Source organism: Streptomyces sp. col6 (assembly GCF_008042035.1).
GTDB lineage: Bacteria > Actinomycetota > Actinomycetes > Streptomycetales > Streptomycetaceae > Streptomyces.
In genome coordinates, this window is the sequence record NZ_RDBL01000029.1 from 1,124,253 (window position 1) to 1,145,662 (window position 21,410).

Consider the following 21,410-nt stretch of genomic DNA (forward strand, 5'->3'; position numbering starts at 1 on the left):
GCTGTTCTACGGGGGCGGGGCGGGCCAGCTCCTGAAGCAGGCGGTCGCCGTGGTCGCGGTGGCGGCGTACACGTTCCTCGTGACGTACGGGATCGCCAAGGCGATCGACCGGCTGATGGGGCTGCGGGCCACCGCGGAGGAAGAGGTCACGGGCCTCGACCAGACGCTGCACGCCGAGAGCGCCTACGATCACGGCGCCCTGGGCCACGCGGCCCCGCAGTCCGCGATCCGGCCGACGCCGCTCCCGAAGGACAGGAACTCCGCATCGTGAAGCTCATCACCGCCGTCATACGCCCCCACCGCCTCGACGAGGTCAAGACCGCGCTGCGCGAGGCCGGCGTGCAGGGCCTGACCGTCACCGAGGCCGGCGGCTACGGCCGCCAGCACGGGCACACCGAGGTGTACCGGGGCGCCGAGTACCGCGTAGACCTGGTTCCCAAGCTGCGCGTCGAGGCGGTCGTGGCCGACGCGGTCGAGGAGGCGGCCGTCGACGCGATCGTCCGCGCCGCCCGGACGGACCGCATCGGTGACGGCAAGGTGTGGGTCCAGCACGTGGAGACGGTGGTCCGGGTCCGCACGGGCGAGCGGGGACCGGACGCGCTGTAGGGCCCGTGGTCCGCGCCGCGAGCCGGCGGCGCCCTCAACGCCGCTTCAGCAGCCCCGCGTCCAGCGCCACCACCACCGCGCGGGTGCGGTCGTTGACGTCCAGCTTGGCGAAGATGCGCAGCAGATGGGTCTTCACCGTGGCCTCCCCTATGAACAGGCGGCGCCCGATCTCCGCGTTCGACAGGCCGTCCGCGACCGCTTCGAGCACGTCCGCCTCACGGGCGGTCAGGGTGACCGGGGCGGGCCGCCGCATCTTCGCCACCAGACGCTGGGCGACGCGGGGAGCCAGGACCGTCTCGCCGCGCGAGGCCGCGTGGATGGCCTCGACAAGCTGCTCGCGGGTGGCGTCCTTGAGCAGATAGCCGGTGGCGCCCGCCTCCACGCCGCGTTCGATGTCCGCGTCGGTGTCGTACGTGGTGAGGATCAGCACCCGGGTAGGGGCGGGTCCCGCGACGATCTCGGTGGTGGCGCCGACGCCGTCGAGGACCGGCATGCGCAGGTCGAGCAGGGCCAGGTCCGGGTGAAGGCGTTCGACGAGAGCGACGGCCTCGCGGCCGTCGCTCGCCTCCCCGACGATGTCGAGCGTCGGCTCGGAGCCCAGCAGGGCGACCAGTCCGGCGCGCATCACGGTGTGGTCGTCGGCCAGGATGATGCGCAGGGGCGCGGGCGGGGACGTCATGGCACCTGGGGCCTCTCGTGCAGGGGGATGGTGGCGAGGACGCGGGTCCCGTCGCCGAGTGAGCTGGTGACGGTGAGCCCGCCGCCGAACTCGGCGAGGCGCTTGCGCATGCCGTCCAGGCCGAAGCCCCGGGACTCCTCGACGACGAAGCCGCGCCCGTCGTCGGTGATCTCCAGTTCGGCGCCGCCCTGCTGGGCGGCGAGGACGACGCCCACGGTGGTGGCGTCGGCGTGTTTGCGTATGTTGGCCAGGGACTCCTGGGTGCAGCGCAGCAGGGCGATCCGGGTCGGCTGGTCGCAGTCGATGTCCGCCAGCTCGGCGGTGACCGTGAGGCCGGTGTCCTCGGTGAACCGGTCCAGGGTGCGCCGGATCGTCGCGGCCACCGAGCCGGCCGCCACCCCGCTGCTGGGGGCGGCGCCGACGAGGACCCGGGCCTCGGCAAGGTTCTCCCGGGCCGTCTGCTCGATCGACTGCAACTGCTGGGCGCTGCGCCCCGGGTCGGCGGCGAGCTGGGACCTGGCCGCCTCGGCGAGCACGATGATCGAGGCGAAGCCCTGGGCGAGGGTGTCGTGGATCTCACGGGCGAGGCGTTCGCGCTCCTCGGCCGCGCCCTGGCGCTTCTGGATCTCGGCCAGTTCGAGCTGGGTGCTCTGCAACTCGGCGCGCAGGGCCGCCCGTTCGTCGCGCTGCGCCAGGGCCCTGGGGGTCAGCAGGGCCATCAGGACGGCCACCGCCCAGACGCCGAGCGACGAGACGGAGTTCTGGAGGAAGACCTCCGGCCGCCCGCCCTCCCGCAGGCTGCCCCCCACCGTGATGCCCAGCGCCCCGAGCCCCGTGAGGAGGACGGCGCCCCGGGGGCTGTCCACGAAGACGATGAACTGCGCGAGCATCACGGTGTAGAGCGCGCCGAAGCCGTCGCCCAGGTAGGAGAGGAACCCGAGTCCGACGGCGAGCACCGTCAGATAGCCGTACGGCCCCGGCACCCGGCTTTCGGGGCGCAGCCGCACCCGTGCGTAACAGGCGGCGATGAGGAGCGTCAGCGCGAGGATGCCGAGCTTCCGGTCCCCGGGCGTCCCGCCGGCCATCGTGATCAGGGTGATGAGGGCGACCAGGCCCCAGGACAGGGCCTCCCACCCGTGGAGCATCCAGATCCAGAACGGGTCGCCGCGCCTGGGCCGTTGAAGCATGTCCGTCAGCCTACGGGGAGGGCCGGGGACGCGGGGGTGGCGGTGGCCGCGCGACGGGACCGGGGCCAGGCGCGCTCGCCGAGCAGCAGGAGCAGGGACGGCAGGATCATCATCCGGATCACCACGGCGTCCAGCAGGACCGCGACCGCGAGGCAGAAGCCCATCTGCTTCATCTCCGTGAGGTGCAGGAAGACGAAGGCCGCGAAGATCGTGACCATGACCAGGGCGGCGCTCGTGACGACCTTCGCCGAGCGGGCGATGCCTTCGACGACGGCCTCCCGGGCGGTCATGCCGTGGTCCATGGCCTCCTTGATCCGGCTGACGACGAAGACCTGGTAGTCCATCGAGAGGCCGAAGAGGAGCACGAAGAGGAAGAGCGGCACGCGGGACGCGATGGCGCCGAGCGAGTCGAAGTCGAGCAGCCCTTCGGCCCAGGTGCCCTGGAAGACCAGGACGAGCGCGCCGAGCGCGGCCGCCGCCGAGAGCAGGTTCAGGACGACGCCGATCAGCCCGATGACCGCCGAGCGGAAGGCCACCGCGGTCGTGACGAAGGTGAACAGCAGCAGGAAGCCGATCACCAGCGGCAGCTTGCCGCGCTCGTGGTGCACATAGTCCTGCCCGCGTGCCACGTCACCGCTGACCGCCGTGTCGGCCCCGGTCAGCTTCCCGACCGTGGCGGGGATGTAGCGGTCGCGGAGATGTTCCAGCGAGGTGATGGCCTCGTCGGAGGGGGCGGGGTGCGGTACGGCCAGTTCGAGCACGGTGACGCGACCGTCGGCGGAGGTACGGACGACGGGCTTCCCGGTCCGGGCGAAGAGCGGGTCCGCCTGCGCGCGCCGGCCGAGTGCGGTCAGCGCCTGCCTGACCTCGGGCGCCCGGCCGGGGCTCGTACGGGTCACCACCTCGTGCTTCACGAGGAGTTCGGGGTAGGCGGCGGTCAGCCGGTCGTAGACCCGCATGGCCGGGATGGACCGGGAGAAGGTGTCCTTGCCCGGGTCGACGAGCTTGAGGCCCAGCGCGGGCGCCGCGACGGCGAGCATGACCAGGACCGAGGCGCACAGGGTGGCTACGGGGTGCCGCTGCGCGGGGCGCATGAGCGCGGTGAACACCCGGCCGTTCTCGGGCTTCCCGTCCCGCGTCGCGGCCGGCGCACCACGCTTCGCCCGCCGGGCGGCCCTCTTCGCGGCGCGGCGTTCGGTGCGGTGGCCGAGCTTGACCAGCAGGGCGGGCAGCACGGTCAGTGAGCTGAGCACGGCCACGGCGACGACGAGGATCGTGCCGGTGGCCAGCGAGGAGAAGATGACGTCGGTGGCGAGGTAGAGGGTCGCGGTGCAGACGATCACCGCGAGGCCGGAGATCACCACGGCCCGGCCGGCCGTCGCCGCCGCGAGCTCCACCAGTGCCTCGGGGCCGAGCCGGCCGTCCGCGCGGGCCCGTTCCTCGCGTTCGCGCTTCAGGTGGAACAGCGTGTAGTCGACGCCGACGGCGAGGCCCATGAGCAGGATCATGTTGGTGCCGACGCCCGGGTCGGGCAGGAGATGCGACGCCAGCATGGACAGGCCCAGGGCTGCCGCGATGGAGGAGAGCGCGAGCAGCAGCGGCACTCCGGCCATGACCACCGAGCCGAAGACGGCCAGCAGGATGACGAGCGTGACCGGCAGGGAGAGCCGTTCGGAGAGCGCGAGGTCCTCGCCCCGCTGGTCGTTGACGCCCTTGCTGATGGCCGGCGAACCGGTCTCCTCCACGACGAGGTCCGGGTGGGCGGCGGCCACCGCGGCGGTCTCGTCGAGCAGCGGGACGACGTGCTTCCGGGCGTCCAGCTCGGCGCCCTCCATGACGACGCTCACGCGCAGTGCGGTGCCGTCCTTCGAGCGGACCGGCTGCGCGACCCCGCGCACCTCGTCCAGGGCCCGCATCCGGGCGGTGAGATCACGGGCCGCCTCGGTCGCACGGGCCGTGTCCAGGGGGCCGGACGCGGACCGGATCAGGATGTGCTCGGTGGGCCGGCGCTGGAGGCCGCCGTCGGTGGCCATCGACTCGGCATGACCGGCCTCGCCGACCCGGAAGTCCTCGGTGGTGGCCGCATTGCTGCCCGCCGCGATGCCGGCACCGAGGCAGAGCAGGACGAAGAGGAACCATCCGGTGATCGCGCGCCACGGGTGCCGCGCGCTCCACCGGGCCATGTGTACGGGGTGAAGTCTCATGCCCTCCATGCTGGTGAGGAGGGCCGTGCGCCCGGCAGCCCAGGCCGGTGGAACCGGGGGTCCACCGGTCGGTGGACACCAACATGATTTGGCGTCAGATACGTGCCACCAGACGCTCCTTCGCCTCCGGCCATTCCTGTGCCAGCAGCGAGAAGTACACCGTGTCGCGCCAACTGCCGTCCGGGCGACGGCGGTGGCGGCGCAGGACGCCCTCGTGGCGGGCGCCGAGGCGGGCGATGGCCGCCTGGGAGCGCTCGTTGAGGTGGTCGGTCTTCAACTGGACGCGTCCCATGCCCAGTTCCTCGAAGGCATGGGTGAGCAGGAGCAGCTTGGTCTCCGTGTTGACCGCGGTGCGCCAGTACGCGCGGCCGTACCAGGTCCAGCCGATCTCCAGGCGCTCGTTCTTCACGTCGACGTCCATGTACGTCGTCCAGCCGACCGCCCGCCCGCTCGCCAGGTCGACGACGGCGAACGGGAGGTAGGACGGGTCCGCGAGGAGGGCCGCGAGCTCGGCCTCCAGCTCCTGGGGGGTGCGGGGCGTCGGAGTGCCGAGCCAGCGCCAGACGTCGTCGTCGTTGCCGCCGGCGGCGAAGAGGTCGTCGAGATGGGCGGGGGTGAGGGGTTCGACGCGGACGTGGCGGCCGGTCAGGGTCACGGGGAGCGGGCTCGTAGCGGACATGGACGCACCCTACCCTTTTACGTACTAGCGTCAAGACACTTATGCACTAGTGCGTATTCCCGGCGTCTTCCGTGTCCGCCCGGCCCTCACGCCCGGCCGCCGCGCGCAGGGCCGCCGCCATGGACCGGATCTCGGGCAGCTCGTCGTACAGCGCCTGGCCGGGGCAGCTGGTCTGGTACGTGTCGCGGTGGCCGGAGATGACGTTGAGCACGGCCACCTCGCCCTTGGGGTACCTGCTCGCGTCGTTCGTCGACCGCAGCCGCACCGTGCCGCGCGGATCCTCGCCCGGCAGCAGCTTCCAGGCCGCGATCGCCGCCAGCGCCCGGACCACGACGGCCGGGACCTTCTCCCCGTCGCGGTAGTCGCCGAGCACCGCGATGCCCACGCTGTCGGCGTTGAAGCCCGTGGTGTGCGCCCCCCGCACCGAGCGCGCGACGCCACCGGCCCGGCCCTCGTAGATCGTTCCGCAGCGGTCGACGAGGAAGTTGTAGCCGATGTCGTCCCAGCCCCGGCCCTTGATGTGGGCCTCCTCGACGTGCCGGATCAGCTCCGGCGCCTCGGCGCAGTCGTAGTCGTTCGTCTCGCCCGTGTGGTGGATGAAGACCGCCCGCACGGCGCCCGTGTAGACGGCACGCTCCCGGACGATGGACTCGTCCGCGTGCCAGGCCGCCCTGCTGACGATCACGGGCTGCGGCACCGTCCGCGCCCGCTCATGGGCGGGTGCGGCGGGCGGCTCGGCCAGGATGTGGGGCACCGGGGCGTCCCGCGGGACCAGCAGGGCCAGCGGGAGGACCGCGGCACCCAGCCATATTCGATGGGGCCACATGGCTCCACCCTGCGGCTATACCGCCCGGTGCGCAGATGAGGTGGCCGATCGGGTGAAATCGGCCCGGATGCGGAATATCCGCGAGAGCCCGGGGGCCGTGCGCCGGGCGGGGTCGCGGCGGCGATATCCTGGGGGCAGCAGAGGGCCGGTTCCGGCCACTGCGCGGCGGTGGGGCCCGCCGTACCCGAACCGTGGACGCGTGCGCGTCCGCCAACGGTCCCTACTTGCGCAGACGCGCGCCCACGTCCGGTGGGCGCCCCGGCAGGTAGGAGACGTATGCCCGGCTCATTCCCGAAGAACCCGCAGACCGCGGTCGTCGCCGTGGTCGCCCTCGGTGGCGCGGCCGGCGCCTCCGCGCGCTACGGGGCCGGGCTGCTGTGGCCCACCGCGGCCGGCGGCTTCCCCTGGACGACCCTCGTGGTCAACGTCATCGGCTGCGCGGTCATCGGCGTGTTCATGGTGGTGATCAGCGAGGCCTGGGCGGCCCACCGGCTGGTCCGGCCGTTCTTCGGCACCGGAGTGCTCGGCGGGTTCACCACCTTCTCCACCTACGCGGTGGACATCGAACAGCTCGTGGCGAAGGACCGGGCCGGGACCGGACTGGTCTATCTCGGAGTGACACTGCTCGCGGCCCTCGCGGCGGTGTGGAGCGCGGTGTGGCTGACGCGCCGCGCACTGGCGTGGAGGCAGGCATGACGACACCCGTGACCGAACCGGGACTGCGGCTGACCGTGCTGGTCGGCGAGTCCGACAACTGGCACCACCGGCCCGTCTACACGGAGATCGTGCACCGGGCACACGCAGCCGGGCTCTCCGGCGCCAGCGTCTTCCGGGGCATCGAGGGCTTCGGCGCCTCGTCGATGATCCACACCCAGCGGCTGCTCTCGCTGAGCGAGGACCTGCCGGTGGCGGTGATCGTCGTGGACGCGGAGGAGGCGGTACGCGCGTTCCTGCCGCAGATCGCCGAACTGACCGACGGCTGCCCGGTCACCCTGGACGCGTGCGAGATCGTACGGAGCCAGGGCCCCGGGATAGAGGGGGAGCAGGGGTGACCTGGCTTCTGGTGATCGCCGGCGCGGCCGTCGGCGCCCCGCTGCGCTACCTGACCGACCGGGCCGTGCAGTCCCGCCATGACACGGTCTTCCCGTGGGGGACGTTCACCGTGAACATGGCGGGCTGCCTGGTCCTGGGCCTGCTGACCGGGGCGGTGGCGGCCGGGGCCGCCTCCTCCCACCTGCAGCTGCTACTCGGCACCGGGTTCTGCGGGGCGCTGACCACGTACTCCACGTTCAGCTACGAGACGCTGCGGCTGGCCGAGGACGGGGCCCGGCTCTACGCGGTGGCCAACGTGGTGGCCAGTGTGGTCATGGGCCTCGGCGCGGCCTTCGCGGGCGTCACGCTCGCCGAGGCGCTCTGGACCTGACCCCCCGGCCCCGCGAGGAGCCGCGGCCGGCGCGCTGCTCGGAGGGCGGCGCGGTGATGGTGACGGGTACGCCGGAGGGGGCCTGCGCACCGGTGATGCGACTCAGCTCGGCCTCGCCGGAGCGGACCTCGGCGACCTTCGGGGTGATGCCCGCGTCGGCCATCAGCCGGGTCATCTCGCGGCGCTGGTTGGGCAGCACCAGCGTGACGACGCTGCCGGACTCACCGGCCCGTGCGGTACGCCCGCCCCGGTGCAGGTAGTCCTTGTGGTCGCTCGGCGGGTCCACGTTGACGACCAGGTCGAGGTTGTCGACGTGGATGCCGCGCGCCGCGACGTTGGTGGCCACCAGGACCGTGACGTGCCCGGTCTTGAAGCGCTCCAGGGTGCGGTTGCGCTGCGGCTGCGACTTGCCGCCGTGCAGCGCGGCCGCCCGGACCCCGCTCTTGAGCAGGTGGTCGGTGAGCTGGTCCACGGCGTGCTTGGTGTCCAGGAACATGATCACGCGGCCGTCGCGCGCCGCGATCTCCGTCGTGGTGGCGTACTTGTCGGCGCCGCGCACGTAGAGCACGTGGTGCTCCATCGTGGACACCGCGCCCGCGGCCGGGTCCACCGAGTGGACGACCGGGTCGTTCAGGTAGCGGCGGACGAGCAGGTCGACGTTGCGGTCCAGGGTCGCCGAGAACAGCATGCGCTGGCCGTCCGTGCGGACCTGGTTCAGCAGCTCGGTGACCTGGGGCATGAAGCCCATGTCGGCCATCTGGTCGGCCTCGTCGAGCACCGTGATCTCGACCCGGTCCAGGATGCAGTCGCCGCGCTCGATGAGGTCCTTGAGGCGGCCCGGCGTGGCGACGACGATCTCGGTACCGCCGCGCAGCGAGGCGGCCTGGCGGCCGATGGACATACCGCCGACGACGGTGGCCACGCGCAGCCGCAGCGGCTTGGCGTACGGGGTCAGCGCGGCGGTCACCTGCTGGGCCAGCTCGCGGGTCGGGACGAGGATCAGGGCCAGCGGGTGCCGGGCCTCGGCGCGGCGGCGCTCCATGCGGGCCAGCACGGCCAGGCCGAAGGCGAGCGTCTTGCCGGAGCCGGTGCGGCCCCGGCCCAGCACGTCGCGGCCTGCCAGCGAGTTCGGCAGGGTGGCCGCCTGGATCGGGAACGGCTCGGTGACGCCCTGGGCGGTCAGCGCGGCCAGCACGGCGTCGGGCAGGTCCAGGTCGGCGAAGGCCTCGACGGGCGGAAGCGCCGGGGTGACGGTCTTCGGCAGCTCGAACTCGCCCTGCCGGGCGACGGGCCTGCGGCCGTAGCCGCCGGAGCGGCGGTCGGAGGAGCCGAAACGGGCCTGGCCCGGACGGCCCGCGCCCTGATAGCGGGACTTTCCGCCGGAGCGGAAGCCGGTGCCCGAGGAGCCCTGTCCACGGGTACGGGAATATCGGTCGGTGGATCCGGTGGTGCGGTCGCGGTTCAAGCGGGACCTTTCCTCGACTGGCGGGGCACGTATCGACGGATTCGACGCACCGCTGAGCGGCGCGGGAATCGCGGAAACGGGCCGTTGGCATACGTGGAACGAAGCCGACGGCCGGTGTTGAGCCGATACGGGCCAGGCCTGGGCCGGGTCCGGAGCTTCGCGATGGACGGGACCGGCCGGCCCGTGGAGCGGGCCTGCGGGTCATGTCACGCGCTCCGCCGGACCGGTCGGTCCGGGGAGCGGGGCGGATCGTCCGCCGCACGCGGGGTGCGACGGGTCCTGTGCGCGCCCTGGGGCGCTCATGACGATGGTACCGGCACGACGGTGCGCGGTACCCGAAAACGCAAACGAGCTGGGGCCCGCACCCAAGGTGCGGGCCCCAGCCGTGGATGCACGGTCAGCGCGTCGGCGCCGACGTGATCAGGTTCACGCGGGGGTGATGTTCTCCGCCTGCGGGCCCTTCTGGCCCTGCGTGACGTCGAAGTTCACCTTCTGGCCCTCCTGCAGCTCACGGAAGCCGGAGGACGCGATGTTCGAGTAGTGGGCGAAGACGTCGGCGCCGCCGCCGTCCTGCTCGATGAAGCCGAAGCCCTTTTCCGAGTTGAACCACTTCACGGTACCGGTAGCCATCTTTGTCTCCTTCTGGGGCAGAGCCCGGGGACTCGCACTGTGCCAGTCCCGCGTCGCCGCGATGATTACCCCATCCGGATATTGAAGCCGGAAATACATCAGCGCATCCGTCGGCCACTGAGCCGGCAAATGCACCTGGAGTCTTCGGGAACCACAACTGCAACTGATATCCACCGTAGCACAATGAATGCGACCGGACGCGAGAAGTAATTACATTCCCCCGGGTGGGCCATAAACCCTCACCGCACATTGCACAGAATTCTGCACCTGCGCCGGTAGATATTCATCGGCCCGCAGGGGCGTTCTCCCGCCGGGGACTCAGCCCGCGTCGCCGTCCCGGCCGCGGCCGCGCAGCTCCTCGTTCAGCCGGAGGGCCTCCTCCAGCTGGTCCTCCAGGATCACGATGCGGCACGCGGCCTCGATCGGCGTACCGCCGTCGACCAGCTCCCTGGCGCGGGCCGCGATGCGCAGCTGATAGCGGGAGTAGCGGCGGTGGCCGCCCTCCGAGCGCAGCGGGGTGATCAGCCTGGCGTCGCCGAGCGCGCGGAGGAACTGGGGCGTGGCGCCGATCATCTCCGCGGCGCGGCCCATGGTGTAGGCGGGGTAGTCGTCGTCGTCCAGGCGGTCGGCGGCATGACGGGGCATCTCGGAGGGCATGGGAACCTGCCGCGTCTCACTGACGTCGCTGCCGGAACGAGAATCTCTCATTGTGCGGGCCATCACCTCCAGCATAGCCGCGAGAGATTTCCTGCACCGGCGGGGGAAGGAAACCGCGCCCGGCCTGCCGGGCCCCCGCGGCCGCGCGCGGGACCGGGCGGGGCGGGCCCCCGGCTGCCGGGACCCGGCAACCTGCGGCGGACCCGGACAAGGACACTGACCGGCCGGTCAGTTGATGACTGCCGGGGGCAGGGGCCATAATGCACGGGTAGCCCTTCACGCATCCCCCGTCGTGAAGGGCTACACCCCTTTGTGCACCGCGGCGGTGCACCGGTGTCTTCACGGGCAAGGGACTCCCCTCGTGGCCCCCTGCCCATGTTTTTTCGAGTTAACAGTGACGTAGAGTGTTTGCGCAAGCCCGCTCCGGACACCGGATCAGAATGCTCCGCTTCACGCCACCCCCGGTTCCCCGCCCCCGGGAGGGTGGTCGGGGGTTCGTTACAGTACGAGCCCGTTGACCGAATCGAGCGCCGCCCGGGGCCGGACAGGGGCCTGCGGCGGACGTGAACGTGGGGGCCGGATGGACAACGGCGAAGAGCGCGCGCCGGAGCTGCGGACGCTGCGCCAGAAGGTCGAGTACATGGTCGAGAAGACCTTCCCCGGCCGGAAGATCTCGGGCCGGTTCTTCGCCGACCTGGTCAGGGAGCGCGGCGGGTCGCTCTCCCACAGCTACTTCTCCAACATCCTGGCCGGCAAGGTCACCCAGCCGTCCGAGGAGATCCTCAAGGCGCTCGGGCTGGGTTTCGGCGTGGACTGGCGGTTCTTCAAGGAGGAGTCCGAGGTCGTCGACGACGTCGTGGCCGGGCTCCAGTTCCTGGCCAAGCGGCGGACCGGCGAGATCAGCGGTCTGGCCGGGCGCGGCCTCGACGACGACGGGCTGCCGCCGGAGCTGCTGCGGTTCGCGCTCTCCCTGCTCAAGGACGCCGAGGACCGCAGGCCCCCGGCCGGCGGCGGACAGCAGGGCTGAGCGATGTCCATGCGGAAGCTGCTCAGGGAGTGCGAGGAGGGGCTCGCGGAGCTGCCGCTGCCCTCGCCGTTCTCCATACCCGGCCTGGTGGCCAACATGGAGGCGGCCCGGGGCCGGACCATCGTGCTGCACGAGATGCCCGACCGGCTGGCGCGCGTCAACGCCGCCTGCGGGCTCCGGCTGAAGACCGGCGACACCAGCTTCGTCCTCTACCGCCGGCGCCCCACCGAGTACCAGACCCAGCACGTCATCCTGCACGAGCTGTGCCACGAGTGGTTCGACCACGGCACGTCGCTGGACGCGGAACAGCTCCAGCGGCTGCTGCCCGTCTTCGACACCTCGCTCATCTCCCGCATGGTCGGCCCGGACGCGCTGCTGACGCCGGACGCCGTGCAGGCGCGCGCGCAGTACGACACCCACGACGAACGCATGGCCGAATTCGGTGCCTCGCTCATCCCCCGGATGGCCCGGGACGTCACGAGCGATGACATGGTGGGGCGGCTCGCCAACTCGCTCTCGCGCCCGGTCGCGCACCGCCGCGGAGGCCTGTTCCGGCGTACGTGACCTCCGTACCGTCCGACCGCACCTCCCCCCACACCCGAGGACTTCTGCCGTGACCCCGCTCGACCTCGCCGGCTATCTCATAGCGGGCCTGATGACAGCCGTCGCCCTGTGGCGCATGCCGGCCGCCTTGTGGGGTGACGAGGAGGACCGGCGCCGCCGCGCGCTGTGGGGGTGTTACGCGGGATTCGCGCTGGCGCTGTGGACCAAGACCCGGTTCGTGCGCGTCGGGCTCAACGACAGCCCGGTCACCGACCTCTCCGTCCTCATCAAGCACTACACGGCCACCATCGCGATTCTGGCCATTCTCAGCTACATCGTGGCGATCTACGGGCAGTACGCCGACGAGGGGGACATCCCCTGGCACGTACGGTTCGCCCGGCTGATCCAGCAGGTGGCGGCCAAGGCGTCCCTCGCCACGCTGGTGCTGCTCACCGTGCTGTTCTTCACCGTCGTCGACCGCTCCACGCCCTCGGACCGCTTCGTCGCGGACCACGCCGGGCAGTGGGGCGCCACGCTGTACATGAGCGTGTTCTACCTCTACCTCGGCGCGGCCTCCGCCGTCTGCGCGTACCAGTGGGCACTGGCCACCGGGAGCGCGCGGATGCGTCATCTGCGCGTCGGGCTCGGGATGATGACGTTCGCGATGTTCATCGGCGTCGGCTACACGGTGAGCCGGACGCTGTTCCTGTGGGTCAGCGTCGTGGACCGGCCGAGCGAGTCCTTCGCGCTGCACTTCGACGAGGTCACCGAAGCCGCCCAGGTCGTGCTGTTCCTCTTCTTCGCGGTCGGCGCCTCCATCCCGGCCCTGAGCAACGTCCGCCGGCGTGCCAAGCTCTGGCGGGCGCAGGTGCGGCTGCACGGCCTCTGGTACGAGCTGATGACCGCCTTCCCGGACCAGCCCTTCGAGCCCCCGGCCCCGCTGCTGCGCGAGCTGACCCGCTTCGACACCCCCGCCGACCTGCGCGTCGACCGCTGGGCGGCGGACATCGCGGACGCGGTCGAGAAGCTGCGCCACTACGTGCCGGACACCCTGCTGCCCGCCGCCGAGGCCGCCGCCGGGGCCGGTTCCGGGTCGCCGCTCGCCGACGCGTACTGGATCAAGGCGGCCCTGATCGCCCGTGACGCCGGGGCCGCCCCGGGCGACGCGGCGGCCGTCGGCGCCCAGCACGCCACCGACCAGGACGGCGAGGTCGCCTGGCTGGTCCGGGTCGCGGCGGCGTACCGCACGGTCGCCCCGGAACGGGCGCGCCGGATCCTGGAGACCTCTTCCGCAGCGGGCAAGGAGCAGCCGGCATGAGCACCACCGACACCACGGCCGCACCCGACCACACGCTCGCGCGCACCGTCACCGACGTCCTCCAGCCGCGCAACGTGCTGCTCGTCGGCATGCTCGCCATCGGCCTCGCGGCGGCCGGGGAGTGGACCGGGCTGCTCTGGGGGCTGCTCGGCGCGCTGTGCGCGGGGATCGTGCCGGCCGGGTACATCGAGTGGGAGCGCGGGCGCGGCACCTGGGGCGACCGCCATGTCGTGGACCGCACCAAGCGGGCGCCGATCTTCTTCGTCATCCTCGGCTCCATCGGCGCCGGTTCGGCGGTCATGGTGCTGGGCGGGGCGCCCGCCGGCATCCTGACCGCGATGCTCGCGCTCTGGGCCATGACGGTCGTGCTGCTGGCCGTCAACACGGTGTGGAAGATCTCCGTGGACGCCTCCGTGGCCTCGGCGGTGGTCGCCCTGCTCGCCGCCGTGCACTCGCCGTGGTGGCTGTGCGGATACGCGATGACGGCCGCCGTGGCCTGGTCGCGGGTGGCGCTGGGCTATCACACGGTCGGCCAGGTGACGGCCGGGACGGCGCTGGGAGCGGCGACGGCGGGCGCGTTCCTGTTCGTGTGAGCGCGGGGCGGGGGGGTCGTTGTCCGGACGGCGCCGGAGGTCCATGGTGGGGGCGTGCCGAACTTCGAGATCACCACAGCGAGCGCGGACGACCTCCGGATGATGGCGGACTGGGCCCATGCCGAGGGCTGGAACCCGGGCCTGACCGATGGTCAGGCGTTCCTCGCCGCCGACCCGTGCGGCTTTCTGACCGGCCGGCTCGACGGTACGCCCGTCAGTTGCGTCTCCGTGGTCCGCTACGGCACCGGCTTCGGCTTCCTCGGCTTCTACCTGACCCGCCCCGAGCTGCGCGGCCGGGGGTACGGGAGCCGGCTGTGGGCCGCCGGGACGGAGCGGCTGACGGGGCGGCTCACCGGGCTCGACGGGGTGGTGGAGCAGCAGCCCAACTACCGGAAGTCCGGCTTCCGTCCGGCCTGGACGAACATCCGCCACGAGGGCCTGGCGCCGCTGGACGTGGCGCCGCCGCCCGGCGTCACGCTGGTGGACGTGCGGACGCTGCCGTTCGGCACGGTCACCGCGTACGACCGCCGTTTCTTCCCGGCCGAGCGCGACGGCTTCCTGGCCGCCTGGACGACCGCGCCGGGCCGCACCGCGTTCGCCGCGCTGTACGAGGGCGAGGTGCGGGGGCTCGGTGTGCTGCGCGCCGGCCGTACGTCCGCCCGGATCGGTCCGCTGTACGCGGCCACGCCGGAGATCGCCGAGGCCCTGGTGAGCGCGCTCGCCGCCACCGATCCGGCCACCCCGGTCGCGGTGGACGTGCCCGACGCCAACCCGGCGGCGGTGCGGCTCGCCGAACGCCTGGGGCTCACCCCGTCGTTCGAGACGGCCCGCATGTACACGGGCCCGGCGCCGGACGTCGATCTCGCCGGCCTCTACGGCATCACGAGCCTCGAACTGGGGTGACGGGCGGCCCTCTCGGACCAGGTCGTCCCGGGCCAGGTCGTCTCAGGCCAGGTCGTCCCGGGCCAGGTCGTCGGGCCCCTCCCTGGTCCGCGAGGCCATCACCGCGATGTCGTCCTCGGCGCCGGGCCCGAAGCGTTCGAGCACCCGGTCGAGCAGGGTCTCCAGGTCACCGTTCTCCGGCAGGGTCAGCTCCCCCAGCCGGGCGACGCAGGTGTCGATGTCCTCGTCGCGCCGCTCCACGAGCCCGTCGGTGTACATGAACAGCACCGTGCCCGGCCCGCACTCCATCACCGTGGACCGGTAGCCGCCGAACCCGGTGCCCAGCGGCGGGGCGGCCGGTACGTCGCAGATCCGGGTGCCGGCCTCGCCCGGGTCGAGGAAGACCGGCGGCAGGTGGCCCGCGCTCGCCACCTCGCACATCCCGCCGTCCGCGTCGACCACGGCGAGCAGACAGGTCGCCGCCCGGTCGATCCCGGAGCGCTCCACCATCCGGTCCAGCTGCTCCAGGATGCGGTGCGGGGGCAGTTCCTCGTCGGCCAGCAGCCGCAGCAGCGAGCGGTAGTGGCTCATGGCGACGGCCGCCTCGACGCCGTGCCCCATGACGTCGCCCATGGCCTTGAGGTGCCGCCCGTCGGGCAGCGGGATGACGTCGAACCAGTCGCCGCCCACCAGGACACTGCGGTCGGCCGGCAGATAGCGGGTGGCGACCTCGATGTGCGGGTGGGGCGGCCGGGGCTCGGAGAGCAGCGAGCGCTGGAGCTCCAGGGCGATGGTGTGCTCGTGGGTGAAGCGGCGCGCGTGGTCGAGGTGGACGGCGGCCCGCCCGGCGAGCTCCCGGGCCACCACCACGTCGTCGTCCGAGAATATCGGCGAGCCGCCGGCCCGGAACAGGCCGAGTGCGCCGATCGGGGCACCGCGCACGGAGACGGGCACCACGACCGCCGAGTGCAGGCCCAGGTCCCGGAAGGCCTCGGCCCACTCGGGGGTGGGGGCGGAGCGCTCCACCTGCTCGTCGTCGGTGAGGTTCTCGACGATGGGCTGGTCGCTGGCCAGACAGCGCGGTACGGCGGCGTCCTCCTGGTGGTCGACGTAGTCGCCGGCCGTGCCGAACCGGGCGGCGCCGGGGCTCAGCCCCCGTACCGCCGACATCGCCGCGCGCCGCAGCCGGACGACCCCGGGCGGGGCCGGGCGGACCGGCGGGGCGACGTCTCTCGGGAAGACCTCCACGATGGCGACGTCCGCGAGGCCGGGGACGACGAGGTCGGCCAGTTCGGCGCAGGTGGTGTCCATGTCGAGCGTGGTGCCGATGCGGGTGTTGGCGCTGTCCAGGAGGGACAGGTGGCGCTGGGCCTGGGCGAGGCGGCGCTGCTCGTCGTCGGAGGCCACGACCTCCAGCACGATCCCGACGACGCCGATGATCCGGCCGTCCATCTCCAGCCGGTGGTACGCCCCGTGCCAGTAGCACCGGGCGGTGCCGGACTCGGCGGGCAGCCGGCCGCTGGAGGTGACCTCCCGGGCCCGGCCGTCCGCAAGCACGGCGCGCATCAGGTCCTCGCGGGCGTCGATGTCGGGCATGACCTCGCTGGGGCGGCGCCCCAGGTGGGCGGAGGGCGGCAGACCGTTGTGGCGTACGAGTGACGGGTTCACGTACAGGTAGCGCAGGTCGGTGTCGAACACGGCCACACCCGCCGTCGTACCGTCGAGCACGGCGGCGAGCGCCGTGACGTCGATGGACGGCGGATGGTCGGCGTGCAGCAAGTCAAACCTCCTGGGACAGGGCGCGGGCCGCCACACTGCCCGGCCCTTCATCCTCGGTCGCCCCGCTCCCTCCCGCATCCGCAGCGGCTCCGGCCGCGCGGCTCAGCGGGGCGGGATCGCACCCGCGTAGGACCCCGGGGTGGTGCCGAAGGCCTGCCGGAAGGACTGGATGAACGCACTCGGTCCGCTGTATCCGCAGGCCACGGCCACCGAGGTGACGGAGCCGCCCGAGGCCAGCAGCGTCAGCGCGTGGTGCAGCCGGAGCTGGGTGCGCCACTGCGGAAACGACATCCCGGTCTCCGCGCGGAAGAGCCGGCTCAGGGTCCGGGGCGCCGCGCCGACGGCCGCGCCCAGCTCGGTGAGGGTGCGCCCGTCGGCCGGGTCGTCCTGGAGGATGCGGGCGATGTCGCGCAGCCGGGCGTCGGCCGGGGAGGGCAGGCAGACGCCGAGCGGCTCGACCCGGCGCAGCTGGTCGAGCGCGACCCGCTCCAGGTTCCGCCGCTGCCGCGCGTCGCCGGTCAGCTCCGTGTCGTCGGTCAGGCAGGCAACGACCTCCCGCAGCAGCGGGGTGACGGCCAGGACGGTGGGCCGGTCGAGCCGCAGCGGGTTGTCGGCCGGGGCGAAGCTGAGCGCCCGCAGCTCGGTCGGCCCGTACGCCAGGTGGGCGTGGACCACACCGGCCGGGATCCACACGGCCCGGTGCGGGGGCACGGCCCATACGCCGAGCGGGGTGGCCACCTCCAGCACCCCGCGCGAGGGGCAGACGAGCTGGTGCTCCAGGTGGTGGTGGCTCTCGATGCGCTCCTGGTGGGCGAGCGGCACCCGGGCGGGGCCGTGCAGGGTTCGGCGGGTCGGCGACATAAGCAGGCAGATTATCGCTAGCCCGCTGCCGGGTCCGGCCGGAATCCTCGAAGGGACATGCAGCAAGGAGCCGCCCTCATGACCGGTCCCGCCTCCCGGCAGACCCCGCCCGACGACGCCCCGCAGACCGACGCCCCGCCCGGCGGGGCCGCCGCACCCGCCTCCGCCTGGCGGCGGATGCGGATGTGGGGGGCCGCGCACGCCGTGGACGACCTCTACCAGGGCCTGGTGCCCGCCTGTGTCCCGTACTTCGTGCTCGACCGGGGGTACAGCTATGTCGCCGCCTCCGGGCTCACCCTCGCTGCCGCGCTCGGCAGCGCGGTACCGCAGCCGTTCATCGGCCTCGCGGTGGACCGCTACCGGCTGCCCCGGCTGGCGCCCGCCGGGCTTGCCGTCGCCGGGATCGGGCTCGGGCTGTCCGGCCTGGTGCGGCCGTACGCGGCCGTCTGGCTGCTGATCCTGCTGTCCGGGCTGGGCGTGGCGATGTTCCACCCGGCGGCGGGCAAGGCGGCCCGGGAGGCGGCCGGCGACAGTGCGTCCGCGATGAGCGTCTTCGCGGCGGGCGGCAGCGTCGGCTTCTTCCTGGCCCCGGTGCTCGCGACCCCGGCGCTCGTCACGATGGGGATCGGCGCGACGGCGCTGTTCATCCCGCCCGCCGTCCTGATGGCCTTCGTCCTGCTCCGGCACCGCCCGGTCGCCGGGCCCGTGCGCACGGCGGGCCGGGCCGGACAGGACCGGTGGCGGCCGTTCCTCTTCCTCACCGGCATCGAGGTGGTGCGCTCGGTCGCGTTCTTCGGCGCGATCACCTTCATCGAGCTGTTCTGGATCCGCCATCTGCACTCCGGCCGGGGCGTCGCGGGCGTCGCCCTCGCCTGCTTCCTCGTCGGCGGGGTCGCCGGCACCCTGCTCGGCGGCCGGATCGCGGACCGCGTCGGCATGGTCCGTACGGTCCAGCTGGGCGGTCTCGCCGCCGTACCGGCCCTGATCGCGCTGCGGGTGACCCCCGGCACCCTGCTGCCGCTGGTGTTCGCGGTCCTGGCGGGGCTCGCGCTGAACGTGCCGTTCGCCGTCCTGGTGAAGCTCGGCCAGGACTATCTGCCGGGGCGCCCCGGCACGGCGGCCGGGGTCACGCTCGGCCTCGCCGTCAGCGTCGGCGGCCTCATCGCCCCGGCGCTGGGCGCGGCGGCCCAGGCGTACGGGCCGCAGGGCGTGTTCACGATCCTGTGCGCCATCCCCGTACTGGCCGTGCTCCTCGGACTGTTCCTGAGCGAGCCGGAACCGTCCTCCGGTGGCTGACCGTCCCCTGTGACGGAGGCATGCTGTACGCGACACGGGCGGCACCACCGCCGCCCGGACGCCGGCACACCGAAGGGCACGCCCATGGGATCGTCACCGCAACTCGGCTCATCCGTACCGGACTTCACGCTGCCGGGTGGCGTGCTCGCCGGGGACTCCTTCGAGCGGCGGGACTACGCGCTCGCGGACGCGCGCGGCCGGGCCCTGGTCCTCGCCTTCTATCCGGGCGACAACACCACCGTGTGCACCAAGCAGTTGTGCGCGTACTCCTCGGGCATGGAGACCTTCGACGCGCTGGACGCCGAGGTGTGGGGGATCAGTCCACAGGGTGTGGACAGCCACGAATCGTTCGCCCGCGCCCAGGGGCTGCGCATGCCGCTGCTCGCGGACCCGGACCGGGCGACGGCCCGCGCCTTCGGCGTCACGGCGCCCGGGATCGGGGTGCGGCGCGCCGTCTTCCTGATCGACGCGGAGGGCGTGCTGCGCTGGAAGCACGTGGCGCTGCTGGGGGCGACGTTCCAGTCACTGGACACGCTGGCCGACCAGTTGTCCGGCATCAACAACAAGTAAAAGACTGCCGGGTTCCGGCAATGTCGTTCGGGGGGTGCGTATGGGATCATCCAGCCAGTTCGACGGAAAAGCAGCACGGGGGTCGACGGGGCCGGGAGGGGTGATCACGTGACCTTGTTTCTCGGTCTCGGCATCGCGGGGGTCGCCCTGCTCACCCTGTCCCTGGTCTTCGACGGGATTCTGGAAGGCCTCTTCGGGGGCCTGCTGGAGGGCCTGTTCGGCGGGCTCGTCTCCCTTCCGGTGATCGCGGGCTTCCTCTCGATGCTCGGTTTCGGCGGCGCCATCGTGCTCGGCACGACCGGCGCCGGCACCCTGGCCGCCACCGCGGCCGGGGTCGCGGCCGGGCTGGTCGCCGCCGTACTGACCTGGCGGTTCAGCCGCGCCCTGATGCGGGACCAGACCGACGCGACCCCGCGCAACGAGGACCTGGTCGGCACGTCGGGTTCGGTGGTCACCGCAATCCCGGCCGACGGCTACGGCGAGGTCCTGCTCCGCCTGGGCGGGCAGCTCGTGAAGCTGTCCGCCAAGAGCCCGGTACCGGTCGCCCGGGGGGCGGAGATCTGGGTCGAGGCGGCCCTCTCCAGCACCTCGGTCTCGGTCCGTCCCGTCGAACGCTGACCCGGTACACCGGCTCCACCACCGCTCGTCTCACAACTGCCCCCGGTCCGGAGGCAGAGGGGGAAACCGCATGAGTCCCGTAATGATCGCGATCGTCGGAGTCGTCGTACTCCTCTTCCTGCTCGCCCTCGCCGTCATCACCCGTTACAAGGTGGCCGGCCCCAGCCAGGCGTTCATCATCACCGGCCGCCGGGGCAAGAAGTCCGTCGACCCGGTGACCGGGCGGACCAGCATCGACAACAGCGGCCAGAAGGTCGTCGTCGGCGGCGGCGTCTTCGTCGTGCCGTTCGTCCAGCAGAAGTTCACCCTGGACCTGTCCAGCCGGCACATCCCGGTCGCCGTGCGCGGCGCCGTCACCCTGCGCGGCGTCAAGGCGCACCTCGAAGGCGTCGCGATCGTCAAGGTCGGCGGCAGCGAGGACGCCATCCGGGCCGCCGCCCAGCGCTTCCTGCGCCAGCAGGACGGCATCGTCGGCTTCACCCAGGAAGTGCTCTCCGGTGCGCTGCGCGCCATCGTCGGCCGGATGTCGGTCGAGGACATCATCCGCGACCGCGCCGCGTTCGCCGGCCAGGTGGCGGAGGAGGCCGAGGCGAGCCTGTCCGGCCAGGGCCTGATCCTGGACGCCTTCCAGATCCAGGACATCACCACCGAGGGCTCCTACCTGGAGGACCTCGGCCGCCCCGAGGCCGCCCGCGCCAAGCAGGAGGCGGACATCGCGGAGGCCATCGCCCGCCGCGCCTCGGAGCAGGCCCGGCTGAAGGCCGCCGAGGAGATCGCGATCGCCGAGCGGACCTTCTACCTGAAGCAGGCCGAGATCAAGGCCGAGACCGAGGCGGCCGCCGCCAAGGCCAACGCGGCCGGCCCGCTCGCCGAGGCCGCCCGTCAGCAGGAAGTCCTCACCGAGCAGGAGAAGGTCGCCGAGCGCCAGGCCGCGCTGACCGACCGCGAGCTCGACACCAAGGTCCGCAAGCCCGCCGACGCCGCCCGCTATCAGGCCGAGCAGGAGGCGGAGGCCCGCCGCATCGCCCAGGTCAAGGAGGCCGAGGCGGCCGCCGAGCGCGCCCGGCTGACCGGTCAGGGCGAGAAGCTGCACCGCTCCGCGCTCGCCGAGGCGGTGCGCATCGAGGGTGAGGCGGAGGCCGCGGCCATCGCGGCGCGCGGTTCGGCCGAGGCCGAGGCGATGCAGAAGAAGGCCGACGCCTTCGCGCAGTACGGCGACGCGGCCGTCCTGCAGATGCTCGTCGAGGTGCTGCCGCAGGTCGTCGCCAAGGCGGCCGAGCCGATGAGCGCGATCGACAAGATGACCGTCATCTCCACGGACGGGGCGAGCCAGTTGTCCCGGACGGTCACGGACAACGTCGCCCAGGGCATGGAACTGCTCAGCTCCACCACCGGGGTCGACCTCGCCGCCCTGCTCCAGAACCTCAAGGGCGCGGTGCCGAAGCCGGCCGAGCCGGTCGCCCCGGCGGCCTCGGCGGCCTCGGCCGAGAAGAACGGGAAGATCGAGATCGGCGACTGATCCACGATCCGACCAGACCCGCGTGCCCGGCCGGTTGCGCAACCGGCC

General features: G+C 72.6%; 23 protein-coding genes and 1 pseudogene. 14 read left to right on the forward strand and 10 right to left on the reverse strand.

Going from position 1 to position 21,410, the window contains the following annotated elements:
- Both EAO73_RS34275 and EAO73_RS34280 read left to right on the forward strand, forming a co-directional pair.
- Positions 1 to 271, forward strand: a pseudogene (locus EAO73_RS34275) (ammonia channel protein); the annotation flags it as partial.
- Complete coding sequence (locus EAO73_RS34280) at positions 268 to 606, forward strand: P-II family nitrogen regulator (protein WP_147975338.1); 339 nt, start codon at positions 268 to 270, stop codon at positions 604 to 606. The pseudogene EAO73_RS34275 and the gene EAO73_RS34280, both read left to right, overlap by 4 nt.
- Before the next feature lie 34 nt (positions 607 to 640).
- On the opposite strand, the gene EAO73_RS34285 is transcribed toward EAO73_RS34280, so the two are convergent.
- The 5 genes from EAO73_RS34285 to EAO73_RS34305 form a co-directional block, all read right to left on the reverse strand.
- On the reverse strand, positions 641 to 1,285 hold the full coding sequence (locus tag EAO73_RS34285; RefSeq protein ID WP_147975339.1) for a response regulator: 645 nt from the start codon (positions 1,283 to 1,285) through the stop codon (positions 641 to 643).
- A complete protein-coding gene (locus EAO73_RS34290; RefSeq protein ID WP_147975340.1) occupies positions 1,282 to 2,472 on the reverse strand; it encodes a sensor histidine kinase in 1,191 nt (396 codons plus the stop codon). Before EAO73_RS34290 ends, EAO73_RS34285 begins: the two co-directional genes overlap by 4 nt.
- A gap of 5 nt (positions 2,473 to 2,477) precedes the next feature.
- A complete protein-coding gene (locus EAO73_RS34295; RefSeq protein ID WP_147975341.1) occupies positions 2,478 to 4,676 on the reverse strand; it encodes an MMPL family transporter in 2,199 nt (732 codons plus the stop codon).
- A 94-nt stretch (positions 4,677 to 4,770) separates the two neighbouring features.
- The gene (locus tag EAO73_RS34300) at positions 4,771 to 5,355 is read right to left on the reverse strand and encodes a GNAT family N-acetyltransferase (RefSeq protein WP_147975342.1); all 585 of its coding nucleotides are present in this window, start codon (positions 5,353 to 5,355) and stop codon (positions 4,771 to 4,773) included.
- 46 nt (positions 5,356 to 5,401) lie between these two features.
- Positions 5,402 to 6,181, reverse strand: coding sequence for a peptidoglycan recognition protein (locus EAO73_RS34305; protein ID WP_147975343.1), 780 nt, complete (start codon positions 6,179 to 6,181; stop codon positions 5,402 to 5,404).
- A 276-nt stretch (positions 6,182 to 6,457) separates the two neighbouring features.
- Here EAO73_RS34305 and crcB (EAO73_RS34310) point away from each other — a divergent pair, with 276 nt between their 5' ends.
- Genes crcB (EAO73_RS34310) through crcB (EAO73_RS34320) form a run of 3 tightly spaced genes read left to right on the forward strand, consistent with a single transcriptional unit; the run spans position 6,458 to position 7,604 of the window.
- The gene (gene crcB / locus EAO73_RS34310) at positions 6,458 to 6,877 is read left to right on the forward strand and encodes a fluoride efflux transporter CrcB (protein WP_147975344.1); all 420 of its coding nucleotides are present in this window, start codon (positions 6,458 to 6,460) and stop codon (positions 6,875 to 6,877) included.
- On the forward strand, positions 6,874 to 7,233 hold the full coding sequence (locus EAO73_RS34315; RefSeq protein ID WP_147975345.1) for a DUF190 domain-containing protein: 360 nt from the start codon (positions 6,874 to 6,876) through the stop codon (positions 7,231 to 7,233). The genes crcB (EAO73_RS34310) and EAO73_RS34315 overlap by 4 nt, the downstream gene beginning before the upstream one ends.
- The gene (crcB, locus tag EAO73_RS34320) at positions 7,230 to 7,604 is read left to right on the forward strand and encodes a fluoride efflux transporter CrcB (RefSeq protein WP_147975346.1); all 375 of its coding nucleotides are present in this window, start codon (positions 7,230 to 7,232) and stop codon (positions 7,602 to 7,604) included. Before EAO73_RS34315 ends, crcB (EAO73_RS34320) begins: the two co-directional genes overlap by 4 nt.
- Here crcB (EAO73_RS34320) and EAO73_RS34325 read toward each other — a convergent pair.
- The 3 genes from EAO73_RS34325 to EAO73_RS34335 form a co-directional block, all read right to left on the reverse strand.
- Positions 7,576 to 9,069: a DEAD/DEAH box helicase gene (locus tag EAO73_RS34325; RefSeq protein ID WP_147975347.1), complete on the reverse strand. Its 1,494-nt coding sequence runs from the start codon at positions 9,067 to 9,069 to the stop codon at positions 7,576 to 7,578. The genes crcB (EAO73_RS34320) and EAO73_RS34325 overlap by 29 nt on opposite strands.
- 426 nt (positions 9,070 to 9,495) lie before the next feature.
- A complete protein-coding gene (locus tag EAO73_RS34330) occupies positions 9,496 to 9,699 on the reverse strand; it encodes a cold-shock protein (RefSeq protein WP_018522223.1) in 204 nt (67 codons plus the stop codon).
- Between the two features lie 318 nt (positions 9,700 to 10,017).
- On the reverse strand, positions 10,018 to 10,356 hold the full coding sequence (locus EAO73_RS34335; RefSeq protein ID WP_147975348.1) for a MerR family transcriptional regulator: 339 nt from the start codon (positions 10,354 to 10,356) through the stop codon (positions 10,018 to 10,020).
- 580 nt (positions 10,357 to 10,936) lie between these two features.
- Between EAO73_RS34335 and EAO73_RS34340 the strand changes: the two genes are divergently transcribed.
- Genes EAO73_RS34340 through EAO73_RS34360 form a run of 5 tightly spaced genes read left to right on the forward strand, consistent with a single transcriptional unit; the run spans position 10,937 to position 14,740 of the window.
- Positions 10,937 to 11,383, forward strand: coding sequence for a hypothetical protein (locus EAO73_RS34340; protein ID WP_147975349.1), 447 nt, complete (start codon positions 10,937 to 10,939; stop codon positions 11,381 to 11,383).
- A gap of 3 nt (positions 11,384 to 11,386) precedes the next feature.
- Positions 11,387 to 11,947, forward strand: coding sequence for a toxin (locus EAO73_RS34345; protein ID WP_147975350.1), 561 nt, complete (start codon positions 11,387 to 11,389; stop codon positions 11,945 to 11,947).
- Positions 11,948 to 11,996: 49 nt separating this feature from the next.
- The gene (locus EAO73_RS34350; protein ID WP_147975351.1) at positions 11,997 to 13,244 is read left to right on the forward strand and encodes an MAB_1171c family putative transporter; all 1,248 of its coding nucleotides are present in this window, start codon (positions 11,997 to 11,999) and stop codon (positions 13,242 to 13,244) included.
- Positions 13,241 to 13,837, forward strand: a complete 597-nt coding sequence (locus EAO73_RS34355) for a hypothetical protein (RefSeq protein ID WP_147975352.1) — start codon at positions 13,241 to 13,243, stop codon at positions 13,835 to 13,837. Before EAO73_RS34350 ends, EAO73_RS34355 begins: the two co-directional genes overlap by 4 nt.
- A gap of 54 nt (positions 13,838 to 13,891) precedes the next feature.
- Positions 13,892 to 14,740 carry a GNAT family N-acetyltransferase gene (locus tag EAO73_RS34360; RefSeq protein ID WP_147975353.1) on the forward strand — a complete coding sequence of 283 codons (849 nt, stop codon included), beginning with the start codon at positions 13,892 to 13,894 and terminating at the stop codon, positions 14,738 to 14,740.
- A gap of 42 nt (positions 14,741 to 14,782) precedes the next feature.
- On the opposite strand, the gene EAO73_RS34365 is transcribed toward EAO73_RS34360, so the two are convergent.
- Both EAO73_RS34365 and EAO73_RS34370 read right to left on the reverse strand, forming a co-directional pair.
- Entirely contained in the window at positions 14,783 to 16,549 is a 1,767-nt protein-coding gene (locus tag EAO73_RS34365) for a SpoIIE family protein phosphatase (protein WP_147975354.1), read from the reverse strand.
- Between the two features lie 51 nt (positions 16,550 to 16,600).
- A complete protein-coding gene (locus EAO73_RS34370; protein WP_147975355.1) occupies positions 16,601 to 17,359 on the reverse strand; it encodes an AraC family transcriptional regulator in 759 nt (252 codons plus the stop codon).
- Between the two features lie 177 nt (positions 17,360 to 17,536).
- On the opposite strand from EAO73_RS34370, the gene EAO73_RS34375 reads away from it, so the two are divergent.
- The 4 genes from EAO73_RS34375 (at position 17,537) to EAO73_RS34390 (ending at position 21,362) form a co-directional block, all read left to right on the forward strand.
- A complete protein-coding gene (locus EAO73_RS34375) occupies positions 17,537 to 18,655 on the forward strand; it encodes an MFS transporter (protein WP_412075911.1) in 1,119 nt (372 codons plus the stop codon).
- Positions 18,656 to 18,739: 84 nt separating this feature from the next.
- Positions 18,740 to 19,225 (forward strand): peroxiredoxin, encoded by a 486-nt coding sequence (locus tag EAO73_RS34380; RefSeq protein WP_147975357.1) that lies wholly within the window; start codon positions 18,740 to 18,742, stop codon positions 19,223 to 19,225.
- Positions 19,226 to 19,333: 108 nt separating this feature from the next.
- Positions 19,334 to 19,843, forward strand: a complete 510-nt coding sequence (locus tag EAO73_RS34385; RefSeq protein ID WP_147975358.1) for a hypothetical protein — start codon at positions 19,334 to 19,336, stop codon at positions 19,841 to 19,843.
- 70 nt (positions 19,844 to 19,913) lie between these two features.
- Positions 19,914 to 21,362, forward strand: a complete 1,449-nt coding sequence (locus tag EAO73_RS34390; protein ID WP_026243020.1) for a flotillin family protein — start codon at positions 19,914 to 19,916, stop codon at positions 21,360 to 21,362.
- Positions 21,363 to 21,410: the final 48 nt, after the last annotated feature.

Excerpts from the sequence above, each read along its gene's own strand:
- EAO73_RS34295 (WP_147975341.1), bottom strand. The coding sequence starts at position 4,676 with ATGAGACTTCACCCCGTACACATGGCCCGGTGGAGCGCGCGGCACCCG.
- EAO73_RS34355 (WP_147975352.1), top strand. The coding sequence starts at position 13,241 with ATGAGCACCACCGACACCACGGCCGCACCCGACCACACGCTCGCGCGC.
- EAO73_RS34335 (WP_147975348.1), bottom strand. The coding sequence starts at position 10,356 with ATGCCCTCCGAGATGCCCCGTCATGCCGCCGACCGCCTGGACGACGAC.
- EAO73_RS34305 (WP_147975343.1), bottom strand. The coding sequence starts at position 6,181 with ATGTGGCCCCATCGAATATGGCTGGGTGCCGCGGTCCTCCCGCTGGCC.
- EAO73_RS34315 (WP_147975345.1), top strand. The coding sequence starts at position 6,874 with ATGACGACACCCGTGACCGAACCGGGACTGCGGCTGACCGTGCTGGTC.
- EAO73_RS34285 (WP_147975339.1), bottom strand. The coding sequence starts at position 1,285 with ATGACGTCCCCGCCCGCGCCCCTGCGCATCATCCTGGCCGACGACCAC.
- EAO73_RS34340 (WP_147975349.1), top strand. The coding sequence starts at position 10,937 with ATGGACAACGGCGAAGAGCGCGCGCCGGAGCTGCGGACGCTGCGCCAG.
- EAO73_RS34290 (WP_147975340.1), bottom strand. The coding sequence starts at position 2,472 with ATGCTTCAACGGCCCAGGCGCGGCGACCCGTTCTGGATCTGGATGCTC.
- crcB (WP_147975344.1), top strand. The coding sequence starts at position 6,458 with ATGCCCGGCTCATTCCCGAAGAACCCGCAGACCGCGGTCGTCGCCGTG.
- EAO73_RS34375 (WP_412075911.1), top strand. The coding sequence starts at position 17,537 with ATGCGGATGTGGGGGGCCGCGCACGCCGTGGACGACCTCTACCAGGGC.
- EAO73_RS34300 (WP_147975342.1), bottom strand. The coding sequence starts at position 5,355 with ATGTCCGCTACGAGCCCGCTCCCCGTGACCCTGACCGGCCGCCACGTC.
- EAO73_RS34380 (WP_147975357.1), top strand. The coding sequence starts at position 18,740 with ATGGGATCGTCACCGCAACTCGGCTCATCCGTACCGGACTTCACGCTG.
- EAO73_RS34390 (WP_026243020.1), top strand. The coding sequence starts at position 19,914 with ATGAGTCCCGTAATGATCGCGATCGTCGGAGTCGTCGTACTCCTCTTC.
- EAO73_RS34365 (WP_147975354.1), bottom strand. The coding sequence starts at position 16,549 with ATGAAGGGCCGGGCAGTGTGGCGGCCCGCGCCCTGTCCCAGGAGGTTT.
- EAO73_RS34370 (WP_147975355.1), bottom strand. The coding sequence starts at position 17,359 with ATGTCGCCGACCCGCCGAACCCTGCACGGCCCCGCCCGGGTGCCGCTC.
- EAO73_RS34345 (WP_147975350.1), top strand. The coding sequence starts at position 11,387 with ATGTCCATGCGGAAGCTGCTCAGGGAGTGCGAGGAGGGGCTCGCGGAG.
- EAO73_RS34330 (WP_018522223.1), bottom strand. The coding sequence starts at position 9,699 with ATGGCTACCGGTACCGTGAAGTGGTTCAACTCGGAAAAGGGCTTCGGC.